Origin of the sequence: Paraburkholderia youngii (genome assembly GCF_013366925.1) — a bacterium.
In the GTDB taxonomy this organism is placed as follows: Bacteria; Pseudomonadota; Gammaproteobacteria; order Burkholderiales; family Burkholderiaceae; genus Paraburkholderia; species Paraburkholderia youngii.
This window is the reverse complement of record NZ_JAALDK010000003.1, coordinates 167,541-183,310: the sequence shown is the minus strand read 5'-3', so window position 1 is coordinate 183,310 and position 15,770 is coordinate 167,541. Positions and strand designations below refer to the sequence as shown.

The following is a 15,770-nucleotide window of genomic DNA, read 5'->3' as shown; positions in this document are numbered from 1 at the left end:
CGATGGCGGCTTCATATGAGCCCATTCTTGTTTCGGGTTCCTCGTCGGGCCACTGTGCCGTTCACGTCATCAGGTGTCAGCGGTCGCAAAACCAGTTGGGTAACTTGTTTGGTGCTGTGTGAAACTCGCTATGCGGGCATGGCTGCAGCCCCAGCGTTAAAACTCGTCTTGCGCGCTGCGATCGCCCATGCGATTCGCGCGAATTTGTTGGCCAATGCGCAGGCCACAACATTGGAGTGTCGTCGCGCGAGCATTTGCCGCGTCCACGTGACCAATGGGCCTGAATTCTTGTCAATTCTCTGCATGAACACTCTCGCGCATTGAACCAGCAGCCGGCGGAGATTCTTGTCGCCTCTTTTACTGATGCCCAGAAGGTTCGCTCGGCCTCCTGTACTGTATTGACGCGGAACCAGACCTATCGAGGCCGCGAAATCACGGCTGCGGGCGTATTGTTTGCCATCGCCCATCTCTGCTGTAAGGACGCTAGCGGTGATCGGGCCGACCCCAGGGATCGTCAACAGACGCCGGCCGAGGTCGTCGTCGGCGAGTTGCTGTGCAATTTCCCTGTCGAGCTCCGCGATCTGTTGCGCAAGATACTTGTAGTGGGTATGTAAGCGTTCGAGAATGGTAACCAGACGCGGTGGCAATGAGTGTTCAGCGAGCAGGGCCGGGAGTCGCCTGACGACCGCGTTGCCAATCGGCAGGCTGATGCCGAACTCAAGCAGGAAGGCATGTAACTGGTTCGTTGTGCATACGCGATCGCGAATCAGTGAATCGCGTACCCGGTGTAGTGCGGACAGCGTCTGCTGCGATTCCGTCCTCGGAGTAACAAATCGCATGGCCGGCCGTGAGGCAGCTTCGCAGATTGCCTCGGCGTCAACAAAATCGTTCTTGTTTGATTTTACGAATGGGCGAACGAACTGCGGTGAGATGAGCTTGATCTGGTGCCCGAAGGTTGCAAGTTTGCGTGCCATGAAGTGGGCGCCGGCGCAGGCTTCCATAACTACCGTGCAAGCGTGAAAGTTACTTAGAAATTCGATCAGCTGCTGTCGCGATACCTTCTTGCGGAACACAGCCTTACCAGACTTGTCCTGGCCGTGTAGGTGAAACGAACGTTTGCCGAGATCGATTCCAATGACTGTTACGTCTTGCATGGCATTGCCTCCGGTTGAACGAGCCGATACAGCGTAACCCACTGTCAGGTGGGGAGGACCATCCCATTACGATGCAGCGGACGCCCGGGCACTCTGGATGGCCGTGCAGCAACCCGGTAAGCCCATCGCGGTGAAGACCGAGATGCAACAGGCGATGCTGGCGCTACACCGTATGCGACAGCAGCTGATCAAATTTCGCACGATGCAGATCAATAGTCTGCGTGGACTGCTGACGGAATATGGGGAGGTCATGAGCAAGGGCCGGAACAAGCTGAACAAGGAGATACCGGTCGTGCTCGAACGGATCGCGGAGCGTCTGCCTGCCGTGCTGATCGATACGTTTCGCGAGCAGTGGAATGGACTGGCGAAGCTGGATGAACAGGTTGCCGAGATAGAGCGCCGGATGCGCGAGTGGAAGAAGGAAGACAAAGCGGTGAAGGCTGTTAGCGAAATTTGCGGCGTTGGGCTGCTGACGGCAACGGCAGCTGTCTCAATGATGGGCGATCCGAAGGCATTCAGTTCGGGCCGGGAGTTTGCTGTATGGGTTGGCATCGTGCCGAAGCAGACCGGCTCGGGCGGAAAGGTAAGCTGCACGGGATCAGCAAGAGAGGCGACACCTATTTGCGCACACTGCTGATCCACGGTGCGCGTAGCGTAATAGAGCACGCAAAGGAACCCGGCGAGTGGGTCGAGCAGATGATCAGGCGGCGGCCAAAGAATGTGGTGGTCGTTGCATTGGCGAACAAGATGGCTCGGACGATCTGGGCCGTGCTGGCCCATGACCGGCCTTACGAGAAGGCCTACGTGAGCGTGAAGCCGGCCTGAATGGTTCACGCGAAGCAGAAGGTCAACGTTCAACACAGGGTGAACGTCGAAAGGTTGCGCAGCAATCGAGTGTGATGACAAACCAGGTAGGACCGGGACTCGCTAAACCTGAATGCGCCGTCGAGCTCCAAGCTCGTGCAGGGAATGAGGTGCGAGTCAGCGTATTTCATAGAGGCCCGCAGGCAGCAATACCGACTGCAACAAGGCCGGATATAGAGCCGCAGCCCATCCTGTCTGTCTGAACACAAGAAAACTGTTGCAAACGGGACGCGTTCATATAAAGCGGCGCATGAATTCGCCAGCTTCAAGAGTCATGGTCTTGTAGCGGGTACGCCCCTTGGCACGGTAGTCCTTCCAGCGGAACGTCACGCCGCGTTCATCGAAGGAGATGAGACGCTGGTTGGAGATGGCGACGCGGTGCGTGTAGCGTGAGAGGTACTCGAGCACGGCCTTTGGTCCGGCGAACGGGCGCTTGGCGTAGACCACCCATTCGCAGGTGCGTAGCGGTGCAAGCCACCGGGCAAAGGTGGCGGGGTCCGCGAGCCCGGTGTACTCGCCGAAGAACCGCAGCTCGCCACGGCGGTGAATCAACTGGAGTGCCTCGAGGAAGCGGCGGCGGAACAGGCGTGAGAGCACGCGCACCGGAAGGAAGAAGCCGGGCCGGCACGCAATCCAGCGCTCGCCATCGGGCGAGAGTCCGCCGCCGGGTACGATGCCGTGCACGTGTGGATGATGCGTGAGTGCCGAGCCCCAGGTGGGCAGCACGAGCGTGGCCCCGATCTGGGCGCCGAGGTGTCTGGGATCGGCGGCGATCGTGCGCAGCGTGTCGGCGGCGATGTCGAGCAGCAGGCCGTAGATGATCCGTTTGTTGTACCAGGCGATCGCACTGACGGGTGCGGGAAGCGTGAAGACGACGTGGAAGTATTCGATGGGTAGCAGATCGGCCTGACGTGCCTCGAGCCACCGGTGTGCGGCGCTGGCCTGGCACTTCGGGCAATGCCGGTCCCCACACGTAATGGAGTGCGCTCCATTACATGCATTATGGGGAGTCCTGGATAACAGGGAGTCCGAAACCATGTTCGGCTCGACAGACCGAACAATCCTGTATTTTTACTCCCCATTAAAACACGTCCCTCCGTTGCTATCGTGGTCTGGCTTTAACGGGCAATCATCACAGGAGGACGTGATGCTAGACACATACCTGGTAGCACCCAAGACATTGAGGCGCTTGCGTACAGGACCGGCCGGCGTCTTCATTGACGGCTTTGCTGATGCGCTGGAGCGGGATGGATATTCAGCGGCGAGCGCTGTGCGGTACATACGGGCCGCCGATCATCTGGGCCGCTTCATGCTGATGAGTGGCAGAGCGCTGGTTGAGGTAGGTCCGCAGATGTTGGAAATCTTCCGTCGACATCTTCCAACGTGCAGTTGTCCAGATGCAAAAGGAGGTAAAGCAAACCATCATGTCTACTTCGGCGCAAAGCGCTTTCATGAATACCTGGTCGAGATTGGTGTCTGTGAAGCCGGGATTCCTGCAAGTGTTGGGATTTGCGAACCCGCGATCGTTAGCGGTTTCCGGCGTTGGATGCAAAAGCATCGGGGTGCGAAGCCCGCAACACTTCGGCTTTACTGTCGCGATGCAACGACAATGCTCGAGTCGCTTGGGGACGATGTCAGCAGATGGGATCCAAAGCGCGTACGCACGTTCCTGCTGGACAGCGTTAGCAGTTGTGGTGCCGGTACCGCTGAAAAGCGGGTCACCAGCGCGCGGGCCTTCCTGCGTTATCTGTGTGTTCACGGCTTGTGTCGGGCCGGTCTCGATCAAGCAGTTCCCACACTGGCGCATTGGCGCCTGTCGACATTCCCCCAGTGTCTTGCACCTGACGATGTTCACCGTCTGATTGCCGCTTGCGATGGCCAATCAGTTCGAGCACGTCGCGACCGCGCGATCATTCTGTTACTTGTGCGACTCGGGGTGCGTGCGGGCGACCTCGCAAACCTTCGAATGAGAGACATTGAGTGGGAAACCGGGACGCTGCGGGTCTCGGGCAAGGGGCGTTATGAAGTTCGACTACCGCTGCCCCAAGACGCTGGTGAGGCACTCCTGCGTTATCTCGAATCCCGATCCCGAGTGACAGGAGGTGACCGCGTCTTCGTACGCAACATTGCTCCGTTCAGACCGTTTGTTTCGGGCGATGGCATTTCCTCGGTAGTAAAACGCGCGCTCAAGCGGGCCAAGGTAAATTCACCGGCCAAAGGTGCACATCTGCTGCGACACACAGCAGCGACCGAGATGTTGCGTCACGGTCTTCCCCTCGACCAGATCGGCATGGTCCTCAGGCATCGCCGTATCGACACCACAGCCTACTACGCCAAAGTCGACTTCGCATTGCTCAAGCAGATCGCCCAGCCCTGGCCAGAGGTGATGAAATGATGCCCGCCGTGGAGTCCTATCTCGCGGCGCGTCGTGCCGCGGGCTTCAAGCTGTCGAACGTGGAATACCTGCTGCGCAGCTTCGCGCGCTTTGCAGTCAATCGCGGTGAAACGCACGTCCGCGCACAGACTGCGATCGACTGGGCAACTGAGGCTGCGTCGGTGGCCCAGCGTGACGCGCGGCTGAAGACCGTATGCAGGTTCGCCCGGTATCTGTCCATCGAAGATCAGAACCATGAGCTACCGCCGGAACGTTACATTGGCTACCGAAAGACCCGACGGCCTCCGTACATTTACACACAGATTGACATCGAGCGCCTGATCGACGCTGCGATGAATCTCGGGCCTGCCAGCGCACTGCGACCACACACATATGCGGCGTTGATCGCTCTGCTATCCGCCACTGGTCTGCGCGTCTCCGAAGCACTGAATCTACGGTTTGCTGACATTACGTCCGACGGACTCGTCATTCGAAGGAGCAAATTCCAGAAGAGCCGTCTGGTTCCTCTGCACGAGACGGCGACGGAGGGTCTGCAGAAATATCTGACGCTACGGCGACTGGCACACCCGGGCGATGACCATGCGTTTGTTGATGACGACGGTCACCCGCTCAGGTACACGGTTGTTTACTGGACGTTCCGGAAGCTGCTGAAAATCGCCGGCATTGGCGTCACGTTCAACGGTCACAGTCCCCGGTTACATGAGCTAGAGCGTGTTAGGAACTTCGATTGAGACCTGGTATCCTGGCGGGATGAAAACAACCGACCGCAAAGGGTATCCGACTGATGTGTCGGATGAGGAATGGAGTTTCGCGGCGCCGTATCTGACGCTGATGGACGTTGACGCGCCCCAGCGCAAATACGAACTGCGCGACATGTTTGATGCATTGCGCTGGATGGCTCGTGCCGGCGCGCCGTGGAGGATGCTGCCCAATGATTTCCCGCCGTGGGAGTTGGTGTATCAGCAGACTCAACGCTGGTTGCAGGCTGGCTGCTTTGAGAGCATGGTGAGTGACCTGCGCTCGGTGATACGCGTGGCACAGGGCCGTCGGGGACAGCCCAGCGCGGTCATCCTCGATGGCCGCACGATACAGTCGACCTGCGAGAGCGGCCCGCGTGCGGGTTATGACGGTTATAAGCGCAAGCGCGGTAGTAAGGTACATATTGCAGTAGACACGTTGGGACAGTTGCTGGCGGTGCACGTGACCCCAGCCAATGAACAGGAGCGCGCACAGGTAGCGGAGCTTGCGCGGCAGGTCCAGCAGGTAACGGGACGAACGGTCAAGGTGGCATTTGCCGATCAGGGATACACGGGCAAAGAGCCAGCGCAGGCTGCGTTCGACGAGGGCATTGACCTTCAGGTGATCAAACTCGAAGAAACGAAAAAGGGTTTCGTTCTGCTCCCCCGCCGGTGGGTGGTCGAGCGCAGCTTTGGCTGGCTCAACCGTTTCCGGCGTCTCGCACGTGACTATGAACGGCTCCCCGAAACTCTCGCTGGGCTTCATTTCGTCGTCTTCGCAATGCTCATGCTTGTCCACGCCGTGTCAGTACTTCAAAGTTCCTAACACGCTCTAAGGCACACGTTCGCAGTCCGTGCGCTGGAGGCGAGCTCTGAAGGGCGGGACCGCGTCGGACAGCACATGCTGGCCCTCGCGACGTACCTGGGGCACGCGAACATCTATGCCACGTACTGGTACCTCGAGGCCACTCCGGAGCTCCTGCGCGATATTGCAGTGGCCGCAGAGGGCTTCCTCGCCGGAGAGCAGAAATGATCCCGCTCGCACCCCACGTCGTAACATTCCTTCGCGAGACCCTCGCACATCAGAGAGGCGCCAGTCAGCATACCTGCGATTCCTATGCCTGCCGCTTCCAACTTCTGTTCGAGTTTGCCGCCCAACGGCTCAAAGCGTCTCCCTCATCACTTGCACTGGAGCACCTCGATGCCGGAATGATCAGTGCGTTCCTGGAATATCTTGAAAATGTACGACACAACTCGCCGGAGACCCGCAATGTACGACTAGCCGCAATCAGGTCCTTCTTCCACTTCCTTGAGCATCGCGAGCCCGTAATGCTCGAGCAGGTACAGCGTGTCCTCGGCATTCCATACAAGAAGACTGATTCCCGCCTGGTACCGTACCTGTTAGAAAGGGAAATCCGGGCTCTCCTCGATACGCCAGACCCGACAACACGTGAGGGAATCCGGGATCGGGCGATGCTGCATCTGGCTATCTGCGGTGGCCTGCGCGTTTCAGAGTTGACGGGGTTACAAATGACGGATGTTGCACTGCCGTCGATGAGTATCCGCGTTCATGGCAAGGGACGGCGTGAGCGTACGCTCCCCCTCTGGAAGGTGACCGCAAATGCGTTGCGTGCATGGATCGCGGTACGGGGAACGGCTCCAGTACCGGAGTTGTTCGTCAACGCCCGGGGTGAAGCGATGAGCCGCTGGGGGTTTGCCTACGTCCTCAAACATCATTCTGAGATAGCGAGCGAGAAGTGCCCTTCATTGTTACAGAAACGTGTTTCGCCGCACGTCTTGAGGCATACGTGCGCAATGATAGTGCTGCAGAGCACGAACGATATCCGAAAAGTGTCTCTCTGGCTCGGACATAGCGATCTGGCTACTACTGAAATCTACACCCGCGCCGACCCTAGCGAGAAGCTTGAAGCACTCAACGCAATCGTTCCTCCGGAACTGCGCAGGGGCTCGTTTAGGCCATCCGACAAGGTCATCGCCATGCTCAAGGCGAGGCTTTAATGGAGAGTAGCAGGGGCGCGGGCTCCCCGGCTCGCGCTCGATCGACGTGTCTACTCCACATACGGAAAGACTCCCCATAAGGCACGAATTGAAGGACACCTCTGTCCTTGCGCAGCCTGAACAGCGCAGCACATGTCCGCCCAGTGCCGCCGCGCGGCACCGTTCGATGGCCGACATGACCTTCAGTTGCCCCGGGCTCAGCCGTATCGTGTTTCGCCATGCTGGCCCGCGGGCGCGGAATATGTCCGCGACCTCAAGCACGGGACGTCCTGCGGGGCCAGTCTATTCGGAGGGCAGGAGCTCCAGTGGGCTGGTGACTTCGCGCAGCAGGTCGGTGGCCACCTGCGCGTAAAGCGCAGTCGTCTCGAGCTTCTTGTGAACAAGCAGCACCTGGATGACGCGGATGTCGACCCTCTGTTCCAGAAGATGGGTGGCGAAGCTGTGACGCAGCGTGTGCATGGACACGCGCTTGTCGATCTGCGCAGTCACGGCAGCGGCGTGTATTGCGCGGTTGAGCTGCTTTGGGGTCAGTGGGTTGACCGGATCCATGCCCGGAAACAGCCAGCCACCATCGAGCATCTTCCCCTGGGCCCGCGCGACGCGCCACCAGACGCGCAGGCGTTCGAGCAGCACGGGCGAGAGCATCGCGTAGCGATCCTTGCGGCCCTTACCCTGCTCGATGCGCAGCGTCATGCGTTGGCTGTCGATGTCGCCGACCTTCAGCGCGACCACTTCGCTCGCGCGCAGGCCGGCGCCGTAGGCAACCGAGAGCGCAGTCTGGTGCTTGAGATTGCCCGCCGCGGCAATGAGCCGGCGGACCTCATCGGGGCTTAGGACGACGGGCAGCACACGGGGCACGCGCACCGGCTGCATGCGAGCCATCAGTTCGGGCTGCCTGAGCGTGATCTCGAAGAAGAACTTCAGCCCGGTGATCGCGGCGTTGAGAGAAACCGGAGAGGTACGGTGATCGACCAGGTGCAACTGGTAGCGTCGCAGGTCCTCGGCGGAAGCGGTGTCGGGAGAGCGGTGGAGAAACCGGGCGAACTCTCGCACGACCCTCAGATAGGCGTACTGGGTCTTCGGAGAAAGCTGACGCATGCGCATATCGTCGATCATGCGCTGGCGCAGCGGGCTGACGGTTGGTTGGGAGGAGGTCATGATTCGGCTCCTGCTGGAGAACGAGGCGGATTGCCTCATTCGCCAACATAGAACCGCGCGCCCGGCCTCTCCCAGACCTCAAGCGCCGGACCGTAGCCCCTACCGCGTAAGCGGTTTAGTCCGTCGACCCATACCGGACGGCGGTGCATTTTTCGATCTTTGCCTGCTCCTGGTGGCCAGGCAGCCGTTCGAAGTACCGCAAAGAATCCGTGCCTGCCCGGACCACACAAGGTACGCCGGCGGAAAGCGTCGAAAAGCCCGGCATTCGCACCGCTAGTCAATGTATAAAATCCAGTCCGAAACAACCGCGAGCGTTTGCATCAGTCAGTGATGTGCGGCAAGGAACTCCGACATCTTGCGGAGCCCCGTCTCCAGCACCTTCCGATTGTTCGCATAGCCCAGACGCACATACCCTTCCATATCTAGTGCGCTGCCGGGCGTCAGCATGACGCCGGTTTCCTGAATGAGTTGTGTGCAAAATTCGACGGAGTTCATCGACAGGTCGTACTTCAACAGCGCGGTCGTCCCCGACTTCGGCTTCACATACGAGATGGAGGGTTCCTCGGCGATCCAGGCGTCCACCAGTGCGAGGTTAGTGCGGACGATATCGTGGTTGCGGGCGAGAATCCTTGCCCGGTTCTCCAGCGCGATTGACGCAAAGTGGTCATCGATCATTCCAACGCTGATCGTGTTGTAGTCACGATGGATTGCGACGGCACGAATCAGTTCTGTGGGGCCGGCGATCCATCCAAGACGAAGTCCGGCGAGCGAGTACGTCTTCGACATACTGCCCGTGCTGATGCCGCGCTCGTAGACGTCTGCTATCGATGCGGTATAGCCGCTGCCGTGCTGATCGGTGCCGCGATAAACCTCGTCGCACAGCACGTAGGCTCCGCACGAACGCGCAATGTCACCGACCTTGGTGAGAAACTCTTCGTCCATCAACGAGCCCGTGGGGTTGTTCGGGTTGTTGATCGCGATGAGCCGGGTGTTATCGTTGACGAGACTGCGCAGTTCAGCCAGATCGGGAAGGAAGTCATTTTCCTCGCGCAGCTTCAAAATTCGTACATCGGCGCCGTAGCTTTCAGGGATGGAGTAGTGCTGCTGATAGGTGGGCAGAACCGAAATCACCGTGTCGCCCGGTTCGACCAGCGTCTCATAGACCAACGCATTTCCACCAATAGCCCCGTGCGTGACGATCACGTTCTCGGGTGACTGACGGTCGTACATTGCCGAGATCGCCTCGCGCAATCGCGCTGAGCCTTCGATTGCGCCGTATGTGAGCTTGAGCTCGCGCAGCTCATCGAGGATGCTGTCCTGTTTGCCGGCGAGCGTCAACAACTGGTCCACGGTCAGCGATTCGACACATGTTTCAGCAAGGTTATACGTGCACTTGGTCTCATATAGATCCATCCAGCGCTCGACGCCAAAGTCCTTGATTCTCATGTCACACTCCTTGATTGTTTAGTAACCTGTTTGAGTTCTGCAGCAGGTGGTAATGCCCTCTATTCGTCGACAGGCATCGGCCTGCCTAGTGGCAGAACCGTTCGGGGCGAAAGGGCGTTGCATCGGAAAACGTCGGCATTCCTGTCATCATCTCAGCCAGGAGCCGCCCCGTCACCGGACCGAGCGTGAGTCCATGGTGGTTATGCCCGAAAGCGAACCACAGTCCGCGGTGGCGGGGAGCGGGACCGATCACGGGACGCATGTCGGGTGTGCATGGACGCAGGCCGAGCCATGGACTAGCGTCCATTCGGTGGCCAAGACCGAAAGTGGGTCGCGCCGCACGCTCCGCGCGTTCCAGCTGAATACCCGTGGGCCAGGCTTCGCGCCGCGCGATCTCGACGCCGGTGGTCAGCCGCAAGCGCCCTTCCATCGGCGCCACGACGTAGCCCTGTTCAGCGTCGACGTACGGCATCTGCAACATCGGCCGGGTAGGGCTGTAATGCATGTGATACCCACGTTTCGCACGCAAAGGGATGCGATAGCCGAGCGGCCCGTAGACTGTGTCAGACCAGGGGCCGAGCGCCACCACGGCTTGTCGTGCGCTGATACGGCCAGACGTAGTCTGAACTATCCAGGCGTCGGCGTGTGCATCGAGCGTGGTGGCGTTGCCAGTCAGCAGAGCGCCGCCGTTCGCTTCGAAGAGACGCGCATAACCTTTGGTCAGTTCGCCAGGATTGACGATGCTCTTTGGATCCTGCCAATGCAGCGCGCCGCAAAATCCGTCAGCAATACCCGGTTCGCGTGCGGATAGCGCCGCCGCATCCAGCACTGCGACTCGCAAGCCATGGGTTCGCGCAAGGCTGTGGGCAAACTGCGCCTGCCTGGAGAACTCCCGCGGCGTGCGAAACGCATCCATCCAGCCGCTGTCGCGAGCGAGATGGCCAAGATGCGCGCGTTGGATCAGGCGGTCATGTTCCGCCATGCTTTGCCGGATCAAGGGCAACATGTCGCGCGCGGCAGCCATCAATCGTTCGGCGGACGACTCCCACCAGAAGCGCGCCAGCCAGCTTGCGAAGTGCGGCAACGCCCGGTAGTCCCAGTACAGGTCGGTCGAGCGATTCTTTGCATAACGGAGCAATGTGCCGAGATCGCGCGGAAAACCGTACGGGACAACTGAAGAACTTTCTATCAGCCCCGCGTTGCCGAAGCTCGTTTCTTCGCCTGGAGCGCGCCGGTCCACCAGGGCGACCCTCAGACAGCGGTCCTGCAACTGCACCGCGCACGACACGCCGATGATCCCTGCGCCGAGCACTATCACATCGAAATCCATAAACTCGCTTCGCTTTGGTTGTCCGAATCGGATTAGCGCCATGGGGAGGCTCGCACGATCTGCCGCAGGGATGTCTCGCCCAGCGAGGATCACTTACTTCGCGATGATGTCGCGATGGAAATACTTCTGCGAAAGACTGCTCAATGTGCCATCGTTCTTGAGTGCGTCGAGCGCGGCATCGACTTTCGCGACCAACGCCTTGTCGCCCTTGCGCAGACCCCATCCCGTTCCCTCGCCGAGCGTCGCTGGATCGGCAAGTGGTTTGCCGAGGATCGCATATTCCTGGCCCGCCGGCTTACTCAGAAAACCGTTCTGAGCTGTCTGCGCTTCCTGCACGGCAGCGTCGATGCGTCCGGCAATGAGGTCTGCGTACACTTGGTCCTGGTCGGAATACGAAACGATAGTGACGCCCGCGTTTTCCCAGTGGCGCTTCAGGAAATCTTCCTGGGACGATGCCTGCAGCACGCCCACGCGCTTTCCCTGAAGGCTCTTCACGTCGGGTGCCAAACCCGAGTCCCGCTTCGCAACCATAACAATCGGAACGACATAGATCGGCTTGGTGAAGTCGATAGACTGCTTGCGCTTGGCTGTGATGTTCATTGCGGAATTGATTACGCCGAATTTCCTCGCCTGCAGCGCGGGGATCAACCCATCAAACGCGTTCTCCACCCAGATGCACTTGACAGCCAGCTTGGCGCACACGGCATTGCCCACATCGATGTCGAAGCCCTGCAGTTGGCCGCTCGCAGACTTGCTTTCGAACGGCGGGTAGGCCGCCTCGATGCCGAAGCGCAATGTGTCCTGCGCATGCGCACTGATAGTCCCGAGCGAGCCCGTTAACGCGGCAGCGACAATGAAAGAAAGTTCAAGCTTCCGAAGCATAAGAAGTCCCCTGTGTATGTGGGCGGCAACGAGTGGGTGCGCGAGCGTGGTTTCAGTGCGGCGCTATGGAGACATCGCGTAAGACGGCTTGCTGACGTGCCGCCCTTGCTTCCTCTGGATTGACAGTCTATTCTGGACAAGGAGAAAAGCAAGCAATTTCAAAAAATAAATGTCCAAACTGGACAGATTGGCTTACAATTCTTCCGCCGCCGGACCCGGCAACAATGTGGAGCGAAGTTTCAATGAGTCAGGCAGAGAACGGATTGCCCTTGATCGTCGACCAGCATGCTGTCAGGAACGCGCTACCTCACCTCGACGTGCGTCGAGTATTGGCGCAGATGTTTCGCGCGCTCGGAAACGACATGGCGGTGCAACCGCCGCAGACGCTGGCTCTTTTCCCCAAGGGTGCCGGAGACTTCATTACGTATCTGGGCGTGATGGCGGACGCAAAGGTGTTCGGCGCGAAGCTGTCGCCGTACATCGTGACGGAGGCAAAGCCAGTCATCACGGCATGGACGGCATTGATGTCCATGGAAACGGGACAGCCGCTGATGTGGTGCGACTCAGGCCAGCTGACAATCGAGCGCACCGCTGGCGCGACGGCACTCGCGGTCGAACATCTTGCCGCCGATGCTGCCGGCCGGCTCGCTATTATCGGATCGGGCGCGGTTGGGCGGGCTCATTTACGCCACCTGGTGTCGGTGCGTCCATGGCGCACGATTCAGGTGTTCTCGCCCGAACTTGCGGACGACACGGCAAAGCGTGAGCAGTTGATGGCATTGGACGGCAGAGTCTCCGTTTGCACACGGATTGAAGACTGCGTCGCCGACGCCGACGTGATTGCCCTGTGTACCTCATCGGGGACGCCGGTGCTTCACGAGAACATGCTTCACAAGCCTGCGCTTATCACATCAATCAGCACCAACGTCGCCAATGCCCACGAGATACCTCCCGAGTGGCTCGCTGCAATGGATGTCTATTGTGATTACCGCCGAACCACCCCAGCCACCGCAGGTGAGATGAAGCTGGCTGCCGAACTTCATGACTGGCGAGCCGAAGCCGTGCAGGGCGATCTTGCTGATCTCTTGTGCGGCAAGGCGATCAAGCCGTCCTTTCGGAAGCATGCATTCTTCCGGTCCATCGGACTCGGCCTTGAAGACGTTGCGATAGCCTATGAACTCTTTAAGTACCTGAAGGGCCAGTCGCGCGCCCAATGATGGCGTGGCGGCCAAAGAGTTCGCGCAACGCAGATGCTGTGTTGCGCTTCAAAACCAGCATGTGGTCCCGCCTGCACCAACGTACCTGGACGAGCAGGAGATGCATCCATGACCTATCGGCGCCTTGATATCCAGCTTCCGTCGCCGGCACCGGGAGTCCAGTTGACGCTTCTGGCGCACCAGTTTGGCAAACGAGGTAATGGACGCAGTGTCTACTTGCACGCAGGACTCCACGCAGACGAGCATCCCGGTTTGCTGGTGCTTCAGCACCTCCTGGCGATGCTTGTACAACTCGACGCCGCAGGTTTAATCGACGGCCTCGTGACGGTTGTGCCCTACGCGAATCCGATCGGTATGTCGCAACGGCTGTTCGGCGCCGTTGTAGGCCGCTTCGATTTCGAGAACGGCGAAAACTTCAATCGCAACTTTCCGCGGCTCGACCAGCAGGTTGCCGCGCACGTCGCCGATGTGTCAGATCGGACGAACACCCCGGAGATATACCGGACCCTGTTCGCCGACATGTTGGGCAAAGCGACGGCGACAACGCCATCGCAAGCGTTGAAGCTGGAACTGGCCAGGCTGGCGATCGAACATGACATCGTTCTGGACCTGCATTGCGATACCGACTGCATTGCGCATGTCTATGCGTCCGAGCTTCAGGCCAGCCGGGCGACGCTGCTCGCCGAGATCATGGGCGCGCCCGTTCTGCTGCTGGAGCCGCACGACGCCGGCGGCGGCGCATTCGATCAGGTGCATTCCAGCGCATGGGGCACAGTTCAGGCGGCCGGTCTCCTCTCCGAGCACCAGAGCGGCTTTAGCGCCACCATCGAGTTGCGCGGACAGGCCGATGTCAATGACGAGCCTGCAGCCGCCGATGCATCGAATCTGTTGCGCTTTCTCGGAAGCGAACGCGTGCTGAGCGCCCAAGCCTTGTGTGCTCCCGCGCCGGTAACTCAAACGGCCAGCGTGTTCCCGCTCGACGGAGCCTCACACGTGCCATGTCCGTGCGCCGGAGTGATCGTCTACCGAAAAGCACCGGGGGACCGGGTCAGCGTCGGGGAAGTGATTGCCGAAGTGGTGCGTCTTGATGGCCGTGAATTCAACCAGCGGGTGCCGATCCTCAGTACCGTGGACGGACTGATGATTGTCAGGCAACTCAAGAAGCTTGTTCGCCCCGGAGAAAGAGCGGCGCTTCTGGCCGGCAAACGTCCGGTGCGGGACAGGCATGCGGGCAGTTTGCTGCTTGATTTTTGAGCGCCGGTGGGCTCACGCTGGCCTGGAAACTCCTCAATGAATCAGGGGAAGCAGGACCATGAAGACGCGGCACGTCACGCTCCAGAGCACAGGTCCCGGAGCGGACCTCGGTCTCTGCCATCACACCTTCGGTCCACCGTCGGGTCGGAAGGCGCTTTACATCCAGGCGGCACTTCACGCGGGCGAAGTGCCCGGACTGCTCGTAATCCAGCATCTTATCTCCGCTCTGACTCGCGCTGAACAGGACGGCGAACTGCTGCATCAGGTGACAGTGTCAAGATGGGCCAACCCGTTGGCATGAATCAGCATGTGATGGGACACCTCAGCGGCAGGTTCGATCTCGGTGGAACGGGCAATTTTGATCGTAACTTTTTCGATCTGCGGCCGGCGATCGCAGCAAGCTTCGACGTGACGCGGCCGCGTGCCGCGTCCGCTGCAGAAATTAAAGCATGGTTGAAACAGGCAACTCTGGATCGCCAGGCGGCGGCGAACCCTGTCGAGGCGTTGAAGCTGCAATTGCTTGCCGTCGGTTTTGAGCATGATGCGGTGCTCGACCTGCACTGTGACAAGATTGCAGTCATGCATATCTATAGTTCGTGGGAGTTCGAAGACCGAGCCAGAGCTCTTGCACGTTGCATGGAAGCGCATGCGTTGATTCTGGAAGATGAGGCGGGTGGCGGGACGTTCGATCAGGCATTTCGCGACGCGTGGCGAGAAATTAAGCGTCTTGAACTCTGTAGTGATGCGTCGACAGGATTTGCCGCTGTCGTCGAACTGCGCGGGCAGCGCGACGTCAGCGACGATCTGGCAGCCGCCGATGCTGCCGGACTGATCGACTTCCTGCGCCGGGAAGGCATCATGGCGGGTCTCGTCGCTGGAAGGGCAGCGGCGCCTGGCCGTGAGTCGCAAATTTTTGCGCTGAACGCCGTCTCCCATGTAGCAACGCCGGCAGCCGGCGTGATTAGTTGGAAGCGGCAGTGCAGGGCTTCAGTCGAGCGCGGCGAGACGATTGCAGAGGTCGTTCGCTGCGACGATATAGTGCCGGCGCGACGCGTAGCGGTGGTGGCGCCTACCGCGGGCGTTTTGATCGCGCGCTCGCACATTCATCTGCTGACGCCAGGCCAGCGTATCGCTATGATCGCCGGCAAGGCGGCGCTACCCGAACGTGTTGCCGGAAAGCTGCTGCATGACTGATTCAGTTTCATTGGCGCAAAGCGCTGCGATACCGGCGAAATTGTTGCAATGTGTCTCATGGCAAAATGCGGAAACACCGGATCTGCGCTGCGATTCGCGCCCCAGAGTGAGCCCCAAACT

The 15,770-nt window shown here is 59.7% G+C and carries 13 protein-coding genes and 3 pseudogenes; 9 read left to right on the top strand and 7 right to left on the bottom strand.

What is annotated here, in order from left to right; genetic code table 11:
• Positions 1-128: 128 nt before the first annotated feature.
• On the bottom strand, positions 129-1,154 hold the full coding sequence (locus G5S42_RS39410; RefSeq protein ID WP_176112155.1) for an IS110 family RNA-guided transposase: 1,026 nt from the start codon (positions 1,152-1,154) through the stop codon (positions 129-131).
• A gap of 70 nt (positions 1,155-1,224) precedes the next feature.
• On the opposite strand from G5S42_RS39410, the pseudogene G5S42_RS39405 reads away from it, so the two are divergent.
• Positions 1,225-1,979 (top strand): annotated as a pseudogene (locus G5S42_RS39405) (IS110 family RNA-guided transposase); the annotation flags it as partial.
• 276 nt (positions 1,980-2,255) lie between these two features.
• On the opposite strand, the pseudogene G5S42_RS39400 reads toward G5S42_RS39405, so the two are convergent.
• Positions 2,256-2,999 (bottom strand): annotated as a pseudogene (locus G5S42_RS39400) (IS91 family transposase); the annotation flags it as partial.
• Between the two features lie 166 nt (positions 3,000-3,165).
• On the opposite strand from G5S42_RS39400, the gene G5S42_RS39395 reads away from it, so the two are divergent.
• From G5S42_RS39395 to G5S42_RS39380, 5 genes are all read left to right on the top strand, one after another.
• On the top strand, positions 3,166-4,413 hold the full coding sequence (locus tag G5S42_RS39395; protein WP_217710323.1) for a site-specific integrase: 1,248 nt from the start codon (positions 3,166-3,168) through the stop codon (positions 4,411-4,413).
• Positions 4,410-5,144, top strand: a complete 735-nt coding sequence (locus G5S42_RS39390; RefSeq protein WP_176112154.1) for a tyrosine-type recombinase/integrase — start codon at positions 4,410-4,412, stop codon at positions 5,142-5,144. Before G5S42_RS39395 ends, G5S42_RS39390 begins: the two co-directional genes overlap by 4 nt.
• Positions 5,145-5,163: 19 nt before the next feature.
• Entirely contained in the window at positions 5,164-5,976 is an 813-nt protein-coding gene (locus G5S42_RS39385; protein ID WP_176107577.1) for an IS5 family transposase, read from the top strand.
• Between the two features lie 75 nt (positions 5,977-6,051).
• Positions 6,052-6,183: a hypothetical protein gene (locus tag G5S42_RS45340; RefSeq protein ID WP_281375186.1), complete on the top strand. Its 132-nt coding sequence runs from the start codon at positions 6,052-6,054 to the stop codon at positions 6,181-6,183.
• A complete protein-coding gene (locus G5S42_RS39380; RefSeq protein ID WP_176112153.1) occupies positions 6,180-7,169 on the top strand; it encodes a tyrosine-type recombinase/integrase in 990 nt (329 codons plus the stop codon). The genes G5S42_RS45340 and G5S42_RS39380 overlap by 4 nt, the downstream gene beginning before the upstream one ends.
• A gap of 81 nt (positions 7,170-7,250) precedes the next feature.
• On the opposite strand, the pseudogene G5S42_RS45335 reads toward G5S42_RS39380, so the two are convergent.
• The 5 genes and pseudogenes from G5S42_RS45335 to G5S42_RS39355 form a co-directional block, all read right to left on the bottom strand.
• Positions 7,251-7,430: pseudogene (locus G5S42_RS45335) on the bottom strand (transposase zinc-binding domain-containing protein); the annotation flags it as partial.
• 21 nt (positions 7,431-7,451) lie between these two features.
• Complete coding sequence (locus G5S42_RS39370; RefSeq protein ID WP_176112152.1) at positions 7,452-8,327, bottom strand: tyrosine-type recombinase/integrase; 876 nt, start codon at positions 8,325-8,327, stop codon at positions 7,452-7,454.
• A gap of 324 nt (positions 8,328-8,651) precedes the next feature.
• Entirely contained in the window at positions 8,652-9,773 is a 1,122-nt protein-coding gene (locus G5S42_RS39365; RefSeq protein WP_176112151.1) for an aminotransferase, read from the bottom strand.
• Positions 9,774-9,858: 85 nt separating this feature from the next.
• Positions 9,859-11,103 carry an NAD(P)/FAD-dependent oxidoreductase gene (locus G5S42_RS39360; RefSeq protein WP_176112489.1) on the bottom strand — a complete coding sequence of 415 codons (1,245 nt, stop codon included), beginning with the start codon at positions 11,101-11,103 and terminating at the stop codon, positions 9,859-9,861.
• A gap of 93 nt (positions 11,104-11,196) precedes the next feature.
• Positions 11,197-11,985 carry a transporter substrate-binding domain-containing protein gene (locus G5S42_RS39355; RefSeq protein WP_176112150.1) on the bottom strand — a complete coding sequence of 263 codons (789 nt, stop codon included), beginning with the start codon at positions 11,983-11,985 and terminating at the stop codon, positions 11,197-11,199.
• A gap of 242 nt (positions 11,986-12,227) precedes the next feature.
• On the opposite strand from G5S42_RS39355, the gene G5S42_RS39350 reads away from it, so the two are divergent.
• The 3 genes from G5S42_RS39350 (at position 12,228) to G5S42_RS39335 (ending at position 15,650) form a co-directional block, all read left to right on the top strand.
• Positions 12,228-13,202 carry an ornithine cyclodeaminase family protein gene (locus G5S42_RS39350; protein ID WP_176112149.1) on the top strand — a complete coding sequence of 325 codons (975 nt, stop codon included), beginning with the start codon at positions 12,228-12,230 and terminating at the stop codon, positions 13,200-13,202.
• A gap of 108 nt (positions 13,203-13,310) precedes the next feature.
• Positions 13,311-14,456 (top strand): succinylglutamate desuccinylase/aspartoacylase family protein, encoded by a 1,146-nt coding sequence (locus G5S42_RS39345; RefSeq protein ID WP_176112148.1) that lies wholly within the window; start codon positions 13,311-13,313, stop codon positions 14,454-14,456.
• A gap of 279 nt (positions 14,457-14,735) precedes the next feature.
• Positions 14,736-15,650: a M14 family metallopeptidase gene (locus G5S42_RS39335; RefSeq protein WP_217710322.1), complete on the top strand. Its 915-nt coding sequence runs from the start codon at positions 14,736-14,738 to the stop codon at positions 15,648-15,650.
• Positions 15,651-15,770: the final 120 nt, after the last annotated feature.

Coding starts and splice junctions, on each gene's coding strand:
- G5S42_RS39410 (WP_176112155.1), bottom strand. CDS start 1,154: ATGCAAGACGTAACAGTCATTGGAATCGATCTCGGCAAACGTTCGTTT.
- G5S42_RS39395 (WP_217710323.1), top strand. CDS start 3,166: ATGCTAGACACATACCTGGTAGCACCCAAGACATTGAGGCGCTTGCGT.
- G5S42_RS39390 (WP_176112154.1), top strand. CDS start 4,410: ATGATGCCCGCCGTGGAGTCCTATCTCGCGGCGCGTCGTGCCGCGGGC.
- G5S42_RS39385 (WP_176107577.1), top strand. CDS start 5,164: ATGAAAACAACCGACCGCAAAGGGTATCCGACTGATGTGTCGGATGAG.
- G5S42_RS45340 (WP_281375186.1), top strand. CDS start 6,052: ATGCTGGCCCTCGCGACGTACCTGGGGCACGCGAACATCTATGCCACG.
- G5S42_RS39380 (WP_176112153.1), top strand. CDS start 6,180: ATGATCCCGCTCGCACCCCACGTCGTAACATTCCTTCGCGAGACCCTC.
- G5S42_RS39370 (WP_176112152.1), bottom strand. CDS start 8,327: ATGACCTCCTCCCAACCAACCGTCAGCCCGCTGCGCCAGCGCATGATC.
- G5S42_RS39365 (WP_176112151.1), bottom strand. CDS start 9,773: ATGAGAATCAAGGACTTTGGCGTCGAGCGCTGGATGGATCTATATGAG.
- G5S42_RS39360 (WP_176112489.1), bottom strand. CDS start 11,103: ATGGATTTCGATGTGATAGTGCTCGGCGCAGGGATCATCGGCGTGTCG.
- G5S42_RS39355 (WP_176112150.1), bottom strand. CDS start 11,985: ATGCTTCGGAAGCTTGAACTTTCTTTCATTGTCGCTGCCGCGTTAACG.
- G5S42_RS39350 (WP_176112149.1), top strand. CDS start 12,228: ATGAGTCAGGCAGAGAACGGATTGCCCTTGATCGTCGACCAGCATGCT.
- G5S42_RS39345 (WP_176112148.1), top strand. CDS start 13,311: ATGACCTATCGGCGCCTTGATATCCAGCTTCCGTCGCCGGCACCGGGA.
- G5S42_RS39335 (WP_217710322.1), top strand. CDS start 14,736: ATGGGCCAACCCGTTGGCATGAATCAGCATGTGATGGGACACCTCAGC.